The organism is uncultured Arthrobacter sp. (assembly GCF_964021775.1).
Lineage (GTDB): Bacteria > Actinomycetota > Actinomycetes > Actinomycetales > Micrococcaceae > Arthrobacter.
Map to the genome: position 1 here is coordinate 1 of NZ_CAXHZI010000023.1, position 17923 is coordinate 17923.

Sequence of the window (17923 nt, forward strand, 5' to 3'; positions counted from 1 at the left end):
TGAGGGAGCGTCCGGCGGGTAGCTGCCAGAGGTGAGGGAGCGTCCGGCGGGCAGCTGCCACACCTGAGGGAGCGTCCGGCGGGTAGCGGCCAGAAGTGAGGGAGCGTCGCCTAGGGCGGGGCTAGCGCGGGCCGCCCTGCCAGAGCGCGTCGAACGGGGCTCCCGAGGCCACCCGGTTCCGGATACCTGCGGTGACAAACTCCTTTGCTGTGCGGGCGGCCTCCAGCGGGGTGGCGCCCTTGGCCAGCTCCGCGGTCACGGCGGCGGCCAGCGAGCAGCCGGCGCCGGAGACGGCCACCTCGCCCACCTTCGGGGCGGAGAGGACTTCCAGCGTCTCGCCATCGTAGTAGACGTCGACGGCGTCGGGCCCGGCCAGGCGCACGCCGCCCTTGGCCAGCACCGCGGCGCCGCTGAGCTCATGAATGCGGACGGCGGCAGCCTTGAGCGAGGCGACGTCGGTGATCTCCAGCCCGGAGAGCGACTCGGCTTCGAAGTGGTTCGGCGTGACAAAGGTGGCCAGCGGCAGGATCTGCGCCTTGAGCGCCTGGTCGGTGTCCAGGGCGTGGCCCGGCTCCTGGCCCTTGCAGATCAGCACCGGGTCCAGCACCACGTTCCGGAAAGCAGAGTCAGCCAGCGCCGACGCCACGGTGGTGATCGTCGCGGGGCTGCCCAGCATGCCGATCTTCGCCGTGTCCATCACCGACGGCGCGCCGGATGACGCGCCGTACGCCGCCGTCGTCGCCTCCAACTGGTCGGCAATGACCTGCTGGTCGATGGCCACGAAGCGGTGGTTCCAATTGTCCTTCGGATCGAAGGACACGATGCAGGTCAGGTTCGCGATGCCGAAGACGCCGAGCTCCTGGAAGGTCTTCAGGTCCGCCTGCGCGCCGGCGCCGCCGGTGGCCTCGGAGCCGGCGATGGTCAGGGCGACGGCGGGGTAGGCGCTGGCGTCGGAGGTCACGTTGTCAACGGCGTAAGAAGTCATGGACCCATCCTGCCACTCGGGGAAAACCGGCCGCATTGTGCGTATGACCAATATGACCAAAAGCCGTGTGTTCCGGATCACCGGGAATATGGTGGCGGACGGCATTGCTCTCTTGCGATGCCGGATCCAGGAAGGTTCATTGATGAGCACCCAACTGTCCGAAGCGGCCCAGACCCGGAAAGCCGTCGGCAACATCCTCAAAGGCTCGGCCGGCAACCTCGTCGAGTGGTACGACCTCTACGTCTACACAGTCTTTGCGGCGTATTTCCAGTCGCACTTCTTCAATTCCAAGGACGACCTCCAGGCCGGCCTTGAGGCGATGGCCGTCTTCTCGACGTCGTTCCTGATGCGCCCGATCGGTGCATGGTTCTTTGGCCGCTACGCGGACCGCAAGGGCCGCAAGGCCGCCCTGACGCTGAGCGTGACCCTGATGTCCGCCGGTTCCTTCGCCATCGCCATCCTGCCCACGCAGCAGCAAATCGGCCTGTGGGCCATGATCCTACTGGTCCTCATCCGCGTGATCCAGGGCTTCTCGGTGGGCGGCGAGTACGGCACCAGCGCCACCTACATGTCCGAGGCCGCCACCAGCAAGCGCCGCGGCTTCTTCTCCAGCTTCCAGTACGTCACGCTGATCGGCGGCCAGATGCTGGCCCTGCTGGTCCTGGTGATCCTGCAGAACGTCATGCCCAAGGCCGACCTGGGCGAGTGGGGCTGGCGGATCCCGTTCGCTATCGGCGGCGTCGCGGCCCTGGTGGTCCTGTGGCTGCGGCGCTCCATGGAGGAGACCGTCTCGGCAGAACAGATCGAGGCGGCCAAGGCCCCCGCGGTGGCCGGTCAGGCGCAGCCGGGCACCATGAAGCTGCTCTTCACCAGCTACTGGAAGCCGCTGATGATCTGCATCGGCATCACGCTCGGCGGCACCGTGGCGTTCTACACGTACACCAACTTCATCTTGAAGTTCATGAATGACACCTCGGGCATCGCCAAGACCGACACCTCGGTGATCAACTTCTGGGCGCTGTTCATCTTCATGCTGCTCCAGCCGGTCTACGGCATCATCTCGGACAAGGTAGGCCGCAAGCCGCTGCTGCTCTGGTTCGGCATCACCGGCGTCCTGTTCACCTGGCCGCTGCTCTCCACCTTGGCCGGCACCAAGGATCCGCTCACGGCGTTCCTGCTCATGATGGGCGGCCTGCTGATCGTGGGCGGCTACACCTCGATCAACGCCCTGGTAAAGGCCGAGCTGTTCCCCGCGTCCATCCGCGCCCTCGGCGTCGGGCTGGGCTACGCGATCGCCAACTCACTCTTCGGCGGCACCGTCCCGCTGATCGGCGCGGCGCTGCAGAAGGCCGGCCAGGAAGAGCTGTTCTTCACCTACGTCACGGTGGCCATCGGCATCTCCCTGCTGGTCTACATCTTCGCGCTGAAGAACAAGAAGTCCACGCACTTGGACCACGAGCAGGGCCACGCCTGGGAGCCCGCCGCGGCCCGCGAGGACGACGGCAAGGACCTCGTCGACGCCTCGCGCCGCTAGGGTTTCCCGCACCACGGACGACGGCGGGCTGCCGGCTTCCGGACTTCGGTCCGGACCCGGCGGCCCGCCGTCGCCGTTAACACCGGTGCTGCGGCTGCCGGGGCGGGCGCCTTGGGGGAGCCACGCAGGTGGGAGAATAGAGGCGGTTCCGGGCCCCGTGCCGCAGGAACCCTCCAGTGCTAATACAGCCGGCGCCCCGGGCGTGTGCACGCGTCCCGGGCTGCCGAGCGAACCACTATGAATGGAATACCCATGACTTCCGCCAAGACCTTCCCGGCTGCGTCCCCGCCGAAGTTCGCCTCGATCGGATCCCCGTACTTCGGCATCATGCTGGCCGTCATGGCCGTGGTGCTGATCCTGTCCAACATCGGGGCGTCGAAGGGCGTGGCCATCGGCCCGATCATCACCGACGGCGGGTTCTTCCTCTTCCCGCTGGCCTACATCCTGGGTGACGTCATCAGCGAGGTCTACGGCTTCAAGGTGGCGCGCAAGGCCATCATTACCACCTTCGCGCTGTCCGTGTTCGCGTCCCTCTGCTACTGGATCATCATCGCGCTGCCCGGCTTCGGCGACGAATACGGCGCCGCCAAGCAGTCCGCGCTGGAGGGCGCCCTGGGCCCGGTCCCGCAGATTGTGCTCGCCTCACTGCTGGCCTTCCTCGCCGGCCAGACCATCAACTCCTGGATCATGGTGAAGATGAAGGCCCGGACCGGCGAGAAGTCCCTCTGGGCCCGCATCATGGGGTCCTCCGTGGCGGGCGAATTCGTGGACACGCTGATCTTCTGCAGCATCGCCGCGTCCGTGATCGGCATTACCGACGTCGCGATGTTCGTGAACTACGTCCTGGTGGGCTTCCTCTACAAGACCCTCGTGGAGTTCGCCTTCGTCCCGCTGACCTCGCTCGCGATCGGTTGGGTCAAGAAGCGCGAACCGAGCTACGGAGCGGTCTAGCTCCGCAGCTCGCCAGTAACCGGCGAAGCCGCGAGGCCCGGGTCAGCCCGTCAGCCCGTCAGCCCTTGAGCGTCCCGTCGAGGAGGTCGCGGAGCTCGCGGAAGTGCCGTTCCGTGGCCTCCGGATGGAACGCGGAGGTGTCCGCCATCGAATAGCCGTGGGGTGCCCCCGCGTAGATCTCGTTGGCAGCCTTCAGGCCGGCCTCGTCCAGGGCCTGGCCCAGCCGCGCAACGGCGTCCTGATCCATGCTCCGGTCGTGGTCCGCGTGACCGAAGACGAACCGGGCGCGGGCGTTGCCGAGTCCCAGGTGGGGGCTGTCCGCCTCGTCGGTGGCCAGGCCGCCGCCATGGAAACCGCCGCAGGCGGCCACAGCCTCGGGGCGGGCGGTTGCGGTGCGGACGGCAAGCCGCGCACCCATGCAGTAGCCGGTGACGCCGACCGGGCCGGGGGCGACGCCGTCGAGTCCGCCCAGGGCAGCCAGCCACGCGTCGATGTCCGGCAGCGCTTTGTCCGTGGTGAGGCGGCCGACCCGCGGGAAGGCGGCCGCGCCCGCCGCCTCGCGGCCCTCCGGCGTGGTCATGTCCAGGTCCGGGGCCAGTTCGGCCGCCGTTCCTTCGCGGTAGAAGACGTTCGGGGCCAGGACCACATAGCCCCAGTCGGCGATGCGCTGCGCCATGTCCTGGATGCGCGGGCGCAGGCCGAAGGCGTCCATGTAGAGGATGACACCCGGGAACGGGCCCGTGCCGGTGGAGGGGCGGGCCACCAGGGCCTCGGCGGTGCCGTCTGCGGCGGGGATCTCAATAAGCATCCGGCCAGCCTAGCCGAACTGCCTAGGAGTAGTACCGGGCCAGCGTCTCGGCCTTGAACTCGAAGAAGGTGCCGTCCTCGATGGCGAGGCGGGCGTCGTCGACCATCTTCACCACGAAGCGTTCGTTGTGGATTGAGATCAGGGTGGCTGAGACCATTTCCTTGGCCTTGAACAGATGGTGGATGTAGGCCCGCGAGTAGTTCAGGCAGGCGTAGCAGTCGCAGCCTTCCTGCAGCGGGCCGAAGTCGCGCTTGTACATGGCGCCCGAAAGGTTGTACCGGCCGGTGGGGTGGTAGAACGCCGAGTTCCGGGCCACCCGGGTGGGGGAGACGCAGTCGAAGGTGTCGGCGCCGTTCTCGATCGCGGTGAAGATGTCATCCGGCTCGGAGATGCCCAGCAGGTGCCGGGGTTTGTTTTCCGGCAGTTCCTCGTTGCACCAGCGCACGATCGTGCCCAGGTTCTCCTTTTCCAGTGCCCCGCCGATGCCGAAGCCGTCGAAGTTCATGGCACCGAGGTCACGGCAGGCCTTGCGGCGCAGGTCCTCGTACTGGGCGCCCTGGATGACGCCGAACAGCGCCTGGTAGGGCTTGCCGGCGCGCTCGTCGGTGAGCCGGAAGTGCTCGGTGATGCAGCGTTCGGCCCAGCGCCGGGTGCGCTCCAGGGACTCCTCCTGGTAGCCGCGGGAATTCTGCAGGGTGGTCAGCTCATCGAAGGCGAACATGATGTCGGCGCCGATCTGGTGCTGGACGTTCATGGATATCTCGGGGCTGAAGCGGTGCCGGTCGCCGTTGAGGTGGCTCTTGAACCACACGCCCTCCTCGTCAACGTGGGCCAGGCGCTCCTTCCCGGGGGCGACGGCGTCATCCGGGCCGGACGTGTCCACCGACTTCATGTCGATGACCTTCTTGAACCCTGAGCCGAGACTCATCACCTGGAAGCCGCCGGAGTCCGTGAACGTGGGCCCGCGCCAGTTCATGAAGGCGCCCAGCCCGCCGGCCTCGTCCAGGACGTCCGCGCCGGGCTGCAGGTAGAGGTGGTACGCGTTGGCCAGTACGGCCTGCGCGCCGAGGTCGGCGACGGCTTCGGGCAGCACGGACTTCACCGTGGCTTTGGTGCCGACGGCGATGAACGCCGGGGTCTGGATCTCGCCGTGCGGGGTGGTGATGGTGCCGGTGCGGCCCAGGAACTCCCCGCCGTTCGCTGTCACCTGCGGGCCCGACGGCGCGCAGGTTTCGCTCAGGCGTTTGCCCACCCGGAAGGAAAACTCGGATTGCCGGGCAGGCTGCGGGGACGATGGGGCGGGTTCAGGATTCGCTGGCACCGTTCAAGTGTGCCAGCTAACACGGCGGAACCCTCAGTGCAGCGGTTCCGATGTGGGGTAGTTCTCAGCCCGCCAGTTGTCCCAGTAGGTGCGGATGGACTCCAGCTGGTGCGCACCGAGCTCGTAGGTGGAGACGATCACCAGCGAGCCGCCGTCGGGCCGGGCGTCCGGGATGGCGGGCTGGTCCGCCACGATTACCAGGCCGTCGCCGTGCTCGGCGTAGCCGTGGACCGTCAGGCCCACCTGGTGGTTGCTCCGGAACCAGACCTTCCCGGCAATCTCCTCGCCGGTGGCCAGGGTGAGCGAATACGGCTCGCCCGGGGCGGGCACCTCGGACAGGCCCAGCTTGTCGATCGCGGAGCCCTCGGTGCCGGGCACCGAGAAGAAGAACGTCCGCCGTTTGCCGTGCGGGTGCCGCTCCAGCGCGAAGCGGAGCTGGTGCAGGAAGGTCAGCCAGCCCTGGGTAATGTCCTCGTCCCAGGCCGCCCACTCCGAGTTGTGGTCGATCGCTGCGCGCGTCACACTGACTTCCGTGCCGGCGGGGACCGGTTTGAGGGTGAAGATGTCGCCGCCGTCGACGACGAGGGAGGTGTGGTCCGCGCTCTCGACCACGTTGGGGCTGAAGTAGATCGCGTTGATCTCGGCGGCCTGGTCCTCGGCCTCCCAGCCGTGCCACTGCGCCACCTTCGCGGGTTCGCGCAACATCGTCCAGACCTGCGGCGCGTCAGAGTTGATCACCACGCTGAGATTGTTCGTCATGAGGGTGAATTTACCGCGGCCGGGCGTGCCGGGGTAGGGCCGAACGCCCGCGGCCCGCGGCCGGGCCGCGGGCCGAACCCCGCGGCCGGGTCAGCCGCGGACGGACTCGAGTTCGTTGCCGATGCGGCGTTCCAGTTCTGCTCCGCCGATGGTCTGCGAGCCGCCGTGGGCGCGCAGGAAGAGGAGCGCCTCGAGCCGGAGCAGCCGCCATTCACGTTCCGCGTCCGGGTTGGAACTGTCGATGGCGCGGAAAATTTCCTTGTCGTACAGGTTCGGTTCGTTGAGGGAGCGCTGGCGGACCTTGGCGTTGATCCGGGCCTTGAACGGGTCCGTTTCCATCGCGTCCGGCGCCCGGAGGAACTTTTCGTAGACCGCCGCGCGGTCCTCTTCTCCGCGCTGCCGGCAGATGTAGCTGGCCAGCGCGAGGGACGCCTCCACTGAAGCCCAGCGGCCGGGGTTCCCGTCGAAGGGCAGCACGTTAAGCAGGTCCGCCACGGCGAGGGCGTTGTCGGCGTCCTTGAGCACCACGAACAGCTCGTGGGCCAGGTCGCTGAGATCCTTGAGGCAGCTGCCGGACTTGGTGTTGATGCCCTTAACCAGCCGTTCGCTGAGCAGCAGCACGCCCAGCGCGTCGGGGTGGGCCTCCGCCGCGGCCGCCACGACGGACTCGGGGGTCCCCTCGGCAACCGGGATCAGGGCCAGGTCCGCTTCGCTGGGACCGCTGGCGGCCGGCGGGGCCACGGGCAGGGGAGGAACGACGACGGCGGAAGCCGCCGTCGGGCTGCCGTCCTCCACGGTGCGAGGCTGGACCAGCTGCAGGTCCGGGCCGCCGTCGTCGGCGGAAGGAGCGGCGGGTTCGCCGACAGCCGTCCCGGGAGCGTCACCGGACAGCCGGCCGGCGTCATCGGCGGGGTAGGGCAGCTCCGGTGCCTCCGGCGCGGCGTCCCGGACCAGGACCACGGAGCCGGCGGCGATCCGCAGCATGCCGCCGCCGGTGAGGGTGGCGCGCACGATCGCGGGGGAGCCCAAATCGTCGGTGTCGACGTCGACACGCTGGATTTCGGCAGTGCGCACGGCGTCCGGCAGGAGCAGCAGATCCCCGGTCTGCAGAGATCCCGCCTGCCGTTCGCTGTAGTTCAGTGAGGCTGTGGGGTGGGTCATCTGGAGTCCTTAACTTCTCTTTCGGTCCGCTGAACAGTCTACAAAGACCGGCGCGCGAAATCGGGGACGCCGGGGGCAGCCCGGGGCGCCCCTGGTGATCCAGCCGCCCGGAGCGGAGGACCCTAGTGGCCGACGCCGGCGAACGCCAGCGCCTGCCGGATCAGGGCGCCGCGGCCGCCGCTGAACTCCAGCTGCACGTCCGAGCTCATCACTTCCTCCGGCGTCATCCAGGTCAGTTCCAGGGCGTCCTGGCGCGGCGAGCATTCGCCGGTGACGGGGATGACGTAGGCCAGTGCAACGGCGTGCTGCCGGTCGTCGGTGAACCCGGTGTGCGACGGGGACGGGAAGTATTCGGCCACTGTGAAGGGGACCGGGCTGATCGGCAGCTGCGGGAAGGCGAGCGGGCCGAGGTCCTTTTCCATGTGGCGCAGCAGGGCTGCCCGGATGGTCTCGCGGTACAGCACCCGGCCCGACACCAGGGAGCGGACCATGGTGCCGTCGGCTTCGGCCTGCAGCAGGGTGCCGACCTCGTTCACAAACCCGAGCGGGTCAAGCCGGACCGGCACGGCCTCGACGTAAACCATGGGAAGCCGGCCGCGGGCTTCAAACAGATCGTCGTCGGAAAGCCAGCCGGGATTGGGGTCGGGAGTGCGAACGTTCATGGTTAAGTTCTACCCCATCCGCGTTCCCCGGGCGTGGTCGGCGGGCCTAAGCCTCCGCCGGGGCCGCCGCTCCGGATCAGGCCCAGGCAACCACCAGGCGGGCCGCCTGGGCGGGCACGGCCAGGTCCAGCCCGGTCAGCTCCTGGAACCGGCTGATCCGGTTGAGGATCGTGTTGCGGTGGCAGAACAACTGCTGCGCCGTGGCCGTGACGCTTCCAGTCGAAAGGTAGTGCCGGACCGTCTCTTCCAGGCGCTCCCGTTCCCCGCCGCGGCACGAGGACAGCGCCGCGTCCAGGTCCGCCAGCAGGTCGAGGCCGGCGTCGTCCAGCTGTTGTTTGGCCAGCCGTGCCCAGGCTGCCTCGGCGGAGAGCGGCCCTGAGTCCGTGGGCCGCAGCAGCGAGGCGAGGCTTTCGGCCGTGCGGGCCGCGACCGGCAGGGCTCGGAGCCCGGCGGCCTCCGGAACGTAGCCACAAGGGACGCCCGTCAGCGCGGCGGGCATGGGTGGCCGGGTCGGGTCCCGGTGCGCAGCGATTGGCCAGAACGCGTAGGTGTTGCCACCGAATTCGTGGACGAAGAAGCGGCTCCGGTGGCCGGGTCCGGATCCGGGCCCGGCCGCGGCTTTCCGCAGCGCCACGGCTGCGTCGCCGCTGGCCGCCGCGAGGCCAAAGTGGGCGGCTGCGTCCACTCCGAGGGCGGCGGCAACCTGGCTCACCGTTTCCGCGGAGGGACTGGACTGGTTAAAGAGCCGGGCAATGAACTCGCGGCGGATGCTGGATTCCTCCTGCGCCATCCGCACCCGCTCGGTCAGGTAGCTGGTGTGCGTGCGGGTGGCGAATTCGTCCACCACTCGCCAGACCCTGTCCACCCGGGAGGCCAGCAGGGCCGCATCCCGGGCGTCGGCGATCTGGAGCAGGCACTCCCAGATGATGCTGAAGTCGAGCCGCACGGCGGAGATCAGTGCCTCAGGCGGAATGCCGGCGCGGGCCCGCTTGGCCCCGAGGCCGGCGGCGAACCCGAGCAGCGATTCCATCTCCGGCTCCGGGCCGGCCTCGTCCCCGGTCAGCCGATGCTGTTTCCTGCCGCGCAGGCCGTCGACCAGCCTCCTGAAAGTTTCCCGGGCGGTGGCTTCAAGGTCACCGGGGCCGAGCTGGTTGTCGGCGTATTCGGGAATCTCGAGAACCCTGGCGGCGAAAGCCTCGGCCAGGACGTCAATCTTCCCGTGCAGGAGCTCCACCAGTTCAGCCCAGCGCAGGGAATCGCCCGGCGCATGAAAATTGTGCATTCGCACATTTTACGCACGGATTTGCGTGGTGTGCAGCTAGTTTTTTGGGCGAATTGTGCTGGCAGAATGGGCGAAGAGTAATCGGGTGACCGCAATCACATTGCCAAGTCGCCGCAGTCACCGGAGTCAGTGCAGACCCTCCCAGCCGGCCCGCCGGCTGATTCCCATCCATTCCGCATTATTTGGAGACATTATGGCAAGCAACGCCACCGCGCAGCTGAACCCGCAGCCGCCCCGCATCGTCGACGATAGCGTAACCAAGAAAGTCGCGCTCGCAGCCCTGGTGGGCACCGCCTTGGAGTGGTACGACTTCTTCCTGTTCACCACCGCCGCCGCGCTGGTGTTCAACACCCAGTACTTCGTCTCGCAGGACCCGTTCGTCGCGGCCATGAGCTCCTTCGCCACCCTGGCCGTAGGCTTCGTCGCCCGGCCAATCGGCGGCTTCATCTTCGGCGCGCTGGGTGACAAGATCGGGCGCAAGAAAATCCTGATGGTCACCATCGTCGGGATCGGCGTGGTCACCGGACTGATCGGCGTGCTGCCGAACTACATGACGATCGGTGCGGCCGCCCCGGCGATCCTCGTGGCACTGCGCATCCTGCAGGGCCTCGCGGTCGGCGGCGAATGGAGCGGCGCGGTGATTATTGCCGTCGAAAACGCGCCCGTGGCCAAGCGGGCGCGGTACGCGGCGCTCCCGCAGATCGGCTCCCCGATCGGTACCATCCTGTCCTCCGGCGGATTCTTCGGGATGCTCGCCCTGGTCGGCCAGAGCAACTTCGACGCCTGGGGCTGGCGGATTCCGTTCGTTGCGGCCCTGCCGCTGCTGGCCATCTCCCTGTGGATCCGCAGCAAGCTCAGCGAATCCCCGGAGTTCGAAGCCTTGATGGAGGCCGGCGAAACCGAGCATGCTCCCATCCGCGGCGTGCTGACCAAGAGCTGGCGCCAGATCCTCGTGGGCATGTGCTCGGCGCTGCTCGGCATTGGCGGGTTCTACCTCATCACCAGTTTCGTCGTCTTCTACGGCACCAAGATCCTGAAGATGCCCTCCGAGGTCCTGCTGGCCGGGTCGCTGCTCGCTGCCGTGGTCGAAATCTTCTTCCTGATCTGGGCCGGCCGGATGGGCGAAAAGTACGGTGCCAGCAAGGTCATCCTGTGGGGCGGCGTGGCTTCGGCCGTCGTCGCAATCCCCGTCTTCCTGGCCATCAACACCGCCGTCCCGGCACTCGTAATCCTCGCCATGATCGTCGGCGTGGCCACCCTGTCGATCCCGTACGCCGTGTCCGGCACCGCCCTGACCGCGCTGTTCGCCACGAAGGTCCGGTACACGGGTGTGGCGATCACCTCCAACAGCGCCGGCGTGATCTCCGGCTTCATCCCGCTGTTTGCCACGGCGCTCGTTGCCGCCGCCGGCAACTCCTTCTGGCCGGGCGCCATCATCCTGCTGGTCGTCTCCGCACTGACCGCGCTCTCCGGACTGCTGCTCCCCTCGCTGAGCATCGAGGAAGAGGGAATGAAGCATTGAGCACCACCGCCGGTCACCTGATCGTCGCGCAGCTGGAACGGGCCGGGGTCCGGAGGGTCTACGGCGTTCCGGGCGAAAGTTTTCTGGATGTCCTGGACGGGCTGCACGATTCCTCGATCGAAACCGTTGTGACCCGCCACGAAGGCGGCGCCGGGTTCATGGCGGTGGCCGAGGGACGGCTGACCGAACTGCCCGGCGTGGCCATGGTCACGCGCGGGCCGGGGGCCGCCAACGCCTTCATCGCCATCCACACGGCGCACCAGGATGCCACCCCGCTGATCCTCTTTGTCGGCCTCATCCCGGTCGCGGACAGGGGCCGGGAATCGTTCCAGGAATTCGACATTAATGCCTGGTTCGGCAGCACCGCCAAGAAGGTTGTGACCCTCGACGACGCCGCATCCGCCGCCCGCGTCGTTGACGACGCCATCTTCACCGCACTCAGCGGCCGGCCGGGACCGGTGGTGATCGGACTGCCCGAGGATGTCTTGGTGCACACCGTGGACTCGGGCACGGTCGAACCCCGGCGGGTGGCCCGGACCGAGGCCACCGGCGCCGGACTGGCGGAGTTGGAAGAGCGCCTCGCGGCCTGCACGAGGCCCCTCGTGGTGGTGGGCGGCGAGGGCTGGGACCAGGCGTCATCGGAGGCCCTGGCCGGCTGGGCGGAACGCCACGGGATACCGGTGCTTGCCGACTTCCGCGCCTACGATGCGGTTCCCCACGACAGCGGCAGTTACGCCGGCTACCTCGGTTACGCCCGCAGCGACGCCAACGCCCGCCGCCTGGACGCCGCTGACCTGTTGCTCTTCGTGGGCTGTGTCCGCTCCGACGTGCTGTCCGACGGCTACACCCGGGGCCTGGACGCCGTCACCGTCGTCGTCAACCCCGACGCCGACCTCAAGGGGCACTTCGGCCGGGTGGACCAGCACCTCCAGGCCCACGTTGCCGCCTTCGCTGCGGCGCTCGCCGGCACCGCGCCGGCGGTGCACCCTGCCGCGGGCTGGCTCGCCGAGGCCCGCGCGGACTACGAAAACTTCTCCACTGCCCAGCCGGACAGCGACGGGGCGGACGCAAGGTATGTCGACCTCAACGTCGTCATGGAAGTACTGAAGCAGGAGATGGACGACGACGCCGTCATCACCTACGGCGCCGGCAACCACTCGCTGTGGGCGGCACGCTACCTGAGGCACAACGCGGCGAACTCGCTCGCGGCGCCTCGCAATGGGGCCATGGGAATGGGCATCCCCGCCGCGGTGGCGGCCTCGCTGGCCTATCCCGGGCGTCAGGTCATCTCCGTCGCGGGCGACGGCTGTTTCCTCATGAACGGCCAAGAAATCGCCACCGCCATGGGCCATGGAGCGCGTTTCGTTGCGCTGGTGGTGGACAACGGCATCTTCGCCACAATCCGCGAACACCAGGAGCACCACTACCCTGGACGGCCCTCCGGGACGCACATGGCCAACCCGGACTTCGCCGCCTTGGCCCGGTCCTACGGCGGGTACGGCGAACGCGTGGACTCCGCGGCGGACTTCGCCCCTGCTTTCCGCCGCGCGGTTGAGTCCGGCGTGCCCGCCGTCCTGCACCTGCCGCAGGATCCGGCCGTCCGCTCACCCAAGACTGCAAGCAACTGACTGGAGCCCACGTGATTACGCTCAGGAACATCATCAACGGGGCGGACGACGGCGGAGGCGCCGATGCTGCGACCCTGCCGTTTTACGATCCGCGCACCGGCGAGCAGCTCGGAACCGCCCCGGACAGCGACGCCGCCACGGTGGACCGTGCCTTCGCCGCCGCGCAGGCCGCATTCCGCAGCTACAAAAGGACCACCCCCGCCGAGCGGCAGGCCATGATGCTTGCGCTCGCGGACCTGGTCGAAGCCAACGCGGACCGGTTGCTGGCGGCCGAGGTGGCCTGCACCGGAAAGCCCGCTGCCGTGACCCGCAGCATCGAGATCTTGCGCGGCGCGGACCAATTGCGCTTCTTCGCCGGCGCCTGCCGCGTGGTCTCGGGCACGGCGCAGACCGAGTACGTCACCGGCTTCTCCTCGACGGTGCGCCGGGAGCCGCTGGGTGTGGTCGCCCAGATCACGCCCTGGAACTACCCCTTTATGATGGCGATCTGGAAGCTCGGGCCGGCCCTGGCGGCCGGCAACACCGTTGTGCTCAAGCCTGCGGACACCACCCCCTGGTCCACGGTTATCCTGGCGGAGCTGGCCCAGCAGGTCTATCCGGCCGGGGTCGTGAACGTGATCTGCGGCGGCCGGGACACGGGCGCCGTGATGGTGGACCACGAGATTCCCGAGCTCGTCTCCATCACCGGCTCCACGCGCGCCGGCGCCCAGGTCATGTCTGCCGCCGCCGCGACGCTCAAAGACGTTCACCTGGAACTTGGCGGGAAGGCTCCCGCCATCGTGTTCGCCGACGTCGACATTGCGCAGACCGCACAGGAGATCGCGCTTGGCGCGTTCTTCAACGCCGGGCAGGACTGCACGGCCGTGACCCGGGTGCTGGTGGAGGAAAACATCCACGCCGAGTTCGCCCAGGCGCTCGCGGCAGCGGCAGCCGGGCTGACCGTGGGCGGAGACGCCGCGGACCTCGGGCCGCTCAACAGCGCTGCACAGCTGGACCGGGTAGAGGGGTTCATGGCCCGACTGCCAGCCAACGCGCGCGTGCTCACAGGTGGCAAGCGGACCGGCGTCGGGTTCCACTTTGCCCCGACGGTGATCGACGGGGTGGCCCAGTCCGACGAGGTCGTCGCGGAAGAAATCTTTGGGCCGGTGGTCACCGTGCAGCCCTTCGCCGATGAACAGGAAGCGCTGGAGCTCGCGAACGGCACCAAGTACGCACTGGCCTCCAGTGTCTGGTCCAACAACCACGGCGTCGTGACCCGGGTCGCCAACGACCTCGACTTCGGTTCGGTCTGGATCAACTGCCACCAGGTGATCCCCGCCGAAGCCCCGCACGGCGGCTTCAAGCATTCGGGCACCGGCAAGGACCTCTCCGTCTTCGGGCTGGAGAACTACACCCGGATCAAGTCCGTCACCACCTCCCACCGCTGAAAGCGCACCACACATGAAACTCGACTTGCTGCTCAAAAACGCGGACATCATCACCATGGACCCGTCGCGGCCCGCGGCCACACGCCTAGGCGTCTGGCAGGGACGCGTCGTGGGCCTGGATGAGGAAGTGGAGGGGCTGGACGCCGCCGAGGTCCTGGATCTCAACGGCGCCACGGTGACGCCAGGCTTCATCGACGCGCACTGCCACACCGCCTGGTTCGGGCTGGGCCTGGGTGAGCTGGACGTGTCCGGCGTGCACGGCCTGACCCAGCTTTACGCGCTGCTGGAGGCGGAGAGCGCCGCGCAGCCAGCGTCTTCCGGGACGGCCGCCTGGCTGCTGGCCACCGGGTTCAACCAACAGCACCACGGCGGCGAGTTCCCGGACATCGACGTGCTGGACCGGATCACCGGCGGGCGGCCCCTGCTGATGCGCCATAACTCCGGTCACATGGCGGTGGTGAACACCGCAGCCCTTCGGCTGGCCGGGGCAGACGCGGCGTCCTTCCCCGACCCCGACGGCGGCGTGATTGTCCGTGACAGCGCCGGGAAACCCACCGGGCTGGTGGAGGAGACCGCCCAGCAGCTGATCCAGCAGCTCATCCTGCCCTATCCGGTCGCCGACCTCGAGACGGCGCTCGACCGGGCCACCCGGCACTACGCGTCGGAGGGCATCACCAGCTTCACCGAGGCCGGCATCGGCGGCGGCTGGATCGGCCACAGCCCGGTGGAACTCGCCGCCTATCAGCGGGCGGCGGCCAACGGCCGGCTGCATGCCCGCGCCCAGCTGATGCCGGTCCTGGAGATGCTGCATCCGCTGGCCGCCCACGGCCAGGATTTCCCCGGAACGGTTCCGGCCGGACTGGACCTGGGCATCGCCACGGGCTTCGGCGGCGACTTCCTCTCGCTGGGACCGGCGAAGGTCTTCCTGGACGGTTCGCTGCTGGGGGAAACCGCGGCGGTTAGCCAGGAGTTCTGCAGCCACGGCCACAAGAACAACGCCGGCAACGTGGGCTACTTCCAGGCCGATCCGGAACAGCTCCGCGCCGAGATCGAGGCCGCCTACGCCGCGGGCTGGTCCATCGCCGCGCACGCCATCGGGGACCGGGCCGTCGACCTGGCCATCGACATCATCGCCGGCTGCGAACGACACTACGGGCCGCGCGCGGTGCCGAACCGGATCGAGCACGCCTCGATGACCCGGCCGGACCAGCTCGAGCGGCTGGCCGCGGCTGCGATCGCGGTGACGCCGCAGGCCAGCTTCTTCCACGACGGCGGCGACGGCATGACGGCATCCTTGGGTCCCGACCGCCTCGGCTGGGCCTACCGGGCGTCGTCCTTCCTCGCGGCCGGGGTGACCCTCGCCGGAAGCTCGGACCGGCCCGTGGCCGACGGTAACGTCTTGCGCGGCATGCAGGCGTTTGTGGACCGGCGCACCTCCTCCGGGGCGCTCTTCGGCGACCCCGCAGAATGCCTGAGCCCCCACCAGGCGCTCGCGGCGTACACCACCGGGGCTGCAGCGGCCACCGGGGCCGCGCACCAAAAGGGCTCCCTGGAGCCGGGGAAGCTCGCGGACTTCACAGTGCTTTCCGGTTCGCCGTTGACCGCGGAGCGGATCGATGGACTCGAAGTCCTCGCCACCGCCGTCGGCGGGCGCTTCACCCACCGGGCGCTGCCGGAACCGCAGTCCGGACGCGCCGCGGCCCTGCAAACCCGGTAGGCACCGCCACCCGGCCCAATCCACCAGCCCGCCCACCAGCACCAGGGGACACCATGACGACCAACAATTTCAGCCCCGAGGACAGCGCGTTCCTCCGCGACTTCGCCACCATGAGCCGGTTCGGCGCCACCCCCAACGGAGGGGTGGACCGCCAAGCCGCCAGCGAGGCCGACGGGCAGCAACGGCGCTGGCTCACCGGGCTGCTTGAGGCGCGTGGGTTCACCGTCAGGTTCGACCGCGCGGGCAACCAATGGGGGCTCTACGAAGCTGTCCCGGGGGCGCCGTTTGTGGTGGTGGGCTCGCACATGGATTCGCAGCCGACCGCAGGCCGCTACGACGGCGCCTACGGCGTCCTCGCCGCGGCGCACGCCGCGTTCCGGCTCACCGAGGCGTGGGCCGGCGGGCACCCGGACCACCCGCGGGCCGGCGCGCCGAAGTTCAACATCGCCGTGGTCAACTGGTTCAACGAGGAAGGCTCCCGGTTTAAGCCGTCCATGATGGGCTCCTCGGTTTACACCGGCAAGCTTGCCCTGGACACGGCACTGGACACCAGGGACGCCGCCGGGACCTCGGTGCGCGAGGCCCTCGACGCGATCGGCGGCCGGGGAGACTATGACGGCCCTGCGGCGGTGTACTGCGCCGAGATCCACATCGAACAGGGCCGGAGCATGGAGCGCGACGGCGTCACGATCGGGCTGGTCAACTCCAACTGGGCAGCCAACAAATACGAATTCGTGGTCCACGGCGAGCAGGCCCACACGGGCTCCACCGTCATCGCCGACCGCAAGGACGCCCTGCTGGGCGCCTCGATGACGGTGGTGGCAGCCCGGGAGATCGCCGACCAATTCTCCGGCGTGCTGCACACCTCGGTGGGCCAGCTGACCGTCTACCCCAACTCACCCGTCGTAGTGCCCTCGCGCGTGAACCTGCTGCTGGACCTGCGCAGCGCCGACGAGGCTGTCCTCGCGGAAGCCGACACGCTGCTGCACCGGCGGATCGATGAGATCGAACAGCTGGCCAACGTCACCGTCCAGCGCCACCACTCGCACTCCTGGCCGGTGACCCCCTACCAGCCCGAAGGCGTCGAGCTCGCGGCCAAAGTCGCTGCGGATCTGGGGCTCACGAGCCGCCAGGTGATGACCCTGGCGGGGCATGACTCCACCAACATGAAGGACCTGGTCCCCACGGTCATGCTCTTCGTCCCCAGTGTTGACGGGATCTCGCACAATGAACACGAATTCACCAAGGACCAGGACACCGTCGCCGGCGTCACTATGCTGACAGAGGTCCTGAACCGGCTTTGCCAGGGAGCCCTGGCGACGGGGGACCGGGCCTAAGCCTCCGCCGGGGCCGCGGAGATCCAAAGGGCGTGGGGGCGGGCGGCGCCGCCGTCCGCATCCGGGTTGCCCACGTGCAGCAGCGGCACGGCGGCGTCCTCCACGGCCGCCACCTCATGCCCCGCCCCGGCGAGCCGCTCCCGGAGCGCTTCAAGGTCGCCGTCGTATTCGAAGCCCAGCCCGGCGCGCCCGGTTCCCGGCGCCGATCCGGCAGCCGCGCCGACCATTAGGACCCCGCCGTTCTTCGCCGTGAACGACTCGGACTCGCCGGTGTCAGTCCCGGCGGGACCGGCGCCGCCGGCACCCGGCACCGGCCGGGGGCGGGCGCCGACGTCGCGCAGGGTTTGGGTCGCCGCCGTCGGGTCCTCCGCGAACCAGATGCCGACGACGGCGAGCCCAGCTTCCGCCTCCGCAGCACCGGCCCAGCTGCCGTCGGACGCGCGCGTGGCGGGGTCGGCGAGGAAGCTGAACCCGTCCCGGGCGGTGACCCGGCAGGAAGGGCCGTGCTCCGCTTCAATGAGTTCTGCCGTGGTGCCGGCGGCGGTGCCCGGGCCGGCCGGCGCCCCGGCTTCGTTGGTCCGGCGGGCGAATTCCGCCAGGTCGCCGACCTCGACGCCGAACGAGGTGGTGCCGTCCTCCGCCGAGCCCGCTTCGACGAAATGCAGCGCCAGGCGTCCCGCGCCGGCGTCGAACTCCCGCCAGGTGGGCTCGTCGACGGACTTGACCATGCCCAGGTCGGTCAGCAGGCGCTCCCACTGGTCCAGTCGGGAGGTGAAATGAATGGGACGGACACGCAGCATGGGTATCTCCCTGGTGGTTCGGTCTGGGA

The 17923-nt window shown here is 68.9% G+C and carries 15 protein-coding genes; 7 read left to right on the forward strand and 8 right to left on the reverse strand.

Annotation, left to right across the window (positions count from 1 at the left end; translation table 11 throughout):
* Window positions 1-121: 121 nt before the first annotated feature.
* Complete coding sequence (locus tag ABIN76_RS15160) at window positions 122-985, reverse strand: hydroxymethylpyrimidine/phosphomethylpyrimidine kinase (protein WP_346960503.1); 864 nt, start codon at window positions 983-985, stop codon at window positions 122-124.
* A 142-nt stretch (window positions 986-1127) separates the two neighbouring features.
* Between ABIN76_RS15160 and ABIN76_RS15165 the strand changes: the two genes are divergently transcribed.
* Together ABIN76_RS15165 and ABIN76_RS15170 are read left to right on the forward strand one after the other, a co-directional pair.
* Entirely contained in the window at window positions 1128-2519 is a 1392-nt protein-coding gene (locus ABIN76_RS15165; RefSeq protein ID WP_346960504.1) for an MFS transporter, read from the forward strand.
* Between the two features lie 252 nt (window positions 2520-2771).
* Window positions 2772-3470: a queuosine precursor transporter gene (locus ABIN76_RS15170; protein ID WP_346960505.1), complete on the forward strand. Its 699-nt coding sequence runs from the start codon at window positions 2772-2774 to the stop codon at window positions 3468-3470.
* Window positions 3471-3528: 58 nt separating this feature from the next.
* Here the strand turns inward: ABIN76_RS15170 and ABIN76_RS15175 are convergent, their stop codons facing one another.
* From ABIN76_RS15175 to ABIN76_RS15200, 6 genes are all read right to left on the reverse strand, one after another.
* Window positions 3529-4278, reverse strand: a complete 750-nt coding sequence (locus ABIN76_RS15175; RefSeq protein ID WP_346960506.1) for a dienelactone hydrolase family protein — start codon at window positions 4276-4278, stop codon at window positions 3529-3531.
* A gap of 22 nt (window positions 4279-4300) precedes the next feature.
* The gene (gene tgt / locus ABIN76_RS15180; protein ID WP_346960507.1) at window positions 4301-5599 is read right to left on the reverse strand and encodes a tRNA guanosine(34) transglycosylase Tgt; all 1299 of its coding nucleotides are present in this window, start codon (window positions 5597-5599) and stop codon (window positions 4301-4303) included.
* A gap of 33 nt (window positions 5600-5632) precedes the next feature.
* Window positions 5633-6358, reverse strand: coding sequence for an SRPBCC domain-containing protein (locus ABIN76_RS15185; RefSeq protein ID WP_346960508.1), 726 nt, complete (start codon window positions 6356-6358; stop codon window positions 5633-5635).
* Between the two features lie 90 nt (window positions 6359-6448).
* Window positions 6449-7519, reverse strand: a complete 1071-nt coding sequence (locus ABIN76_RS15190) for a DUF6707 family protein (protein ID WP_346960509.1) — start codon at window positions 7517-7519, stop codon at window positions 6449-6451.
* A 122-nt stretch (window positions 7520-7641) separates the two neighbouring features.
* Entirely contained in the window at window positions 7642-8181 is a 540-nt protein-coding gene (locus ABIN76_RS15195; protein WP_346960510.1) for an NUDIX hydrolase family protein, read from the reverse strand.
* A gap of 76 nt (window positions 8182-8257) precedes the next feature.
* On the reverse strand, window positions 8258-9463 hold the full coding sequence (locus ABIN76_RS15200) for a helix-turn-helix domain-containing protein (RefSeq protein WP_346960511.1): 1206 nt from the start codon (window positions 9461-9463) through the stop codon (window positions 8258-8260).
* Between the two features lie 193 nt (window positions 9464-9656).
* Between ABIN76_RS15200 and ABIN76_RS15205 the strand changes: the two genes are divergently transcribed.
* Genes ABIN76_RS15205 through ABIN76_RS15225 form a run of 5 tightly spaced genes read left to right on the forward strand, consistent with a single transcriptional unit; the run spans window position 9657 to window position 17094 of the window.
* Window positions 9657-10985 carry an MFS transporter gene (locus ABIN76_RS15205; protein WP_346960512.1) on the forward strand — a complete coding sequence of 443 codons (1329 nt, stop codon included), beginning with the start codon at window positions 9657-9659 and terminating at the stop codon, window positions 10983-10985.
* Complete coding sequence (locus ABIN76_RS15210) at window positions 10982-12613, forward strand: thiamine pyrophosphate-dependent enzyme (protein ID WP_346960513.1); 1632 nt, start codon at window positions 10982-10984, stop codon at window positions 12611-12613. Before ABIN76_RS15205 ends, ABIN76_RS15210 begins: the two co-directional genes overlap by 4 nt.
* An 11-nt stretch (window positions 12614-12624) precedes the next feature.
* Window positions 12625-14040 carry an aldehyde dehydrogenase family protein gene (locus ABIN76_RS15215; protein WP_346960514.1) on the forward strand — a complete coding sequence of 472 codons (1416 nt, stop codon included), beginning with the start codon at window positions 12625-12627 and terminating at the stop codon, window positions 14038-14040.
* A 13-nt stretch (window positions 14041-14053) separates the two neighbouring features.
* Window positions 14054-15757 carry an amidohydrolase gene (locus tag ABIN76_RS15220; RefSeq protein ID WP_346960515.1) on the forward strand — a complete coding sequence of 568 codons (1704 nt, stop codon included), beginning with the start codon at window positions 14054-14056 and terminating at the stop codon, window positions 15755-15757.
* A 53-nt stretch (window positions 15758-15810) separates the two neighbouring features.
* The gene (locus ABIN76_RS15225; protein WP_346960516.1) at window positions 15811-17094 is read left to right on the forward strand and encodes a M20 family metallo-hydrolase; all 1284 of its coding nucleotides are present in this window, start codon (window positions 15811-15813) and stop codon (window positions 17092-17094) included.
* Here ABIN76_RS15225 and ABIN76_RS15230 read toward each other — a convergent pair.
* Window positions 17091-17894: a VOC family protein gene (locus ABIN76_RS15230; protein ID WP_346960517.1), complete on the reverse strand. Its 804-nt coding sequence runs from the start codon at window positions 17892-17894 to the stop codon at window positions 17091-17093. The two genes, ABIN76_RS15225 and ABIN76_RS15230, sit on opposite strands and share 4 nt — an antisense overlap.
* Between the last annotated feature and the right edge of the window lie 29 nt (window positions 17895-17923).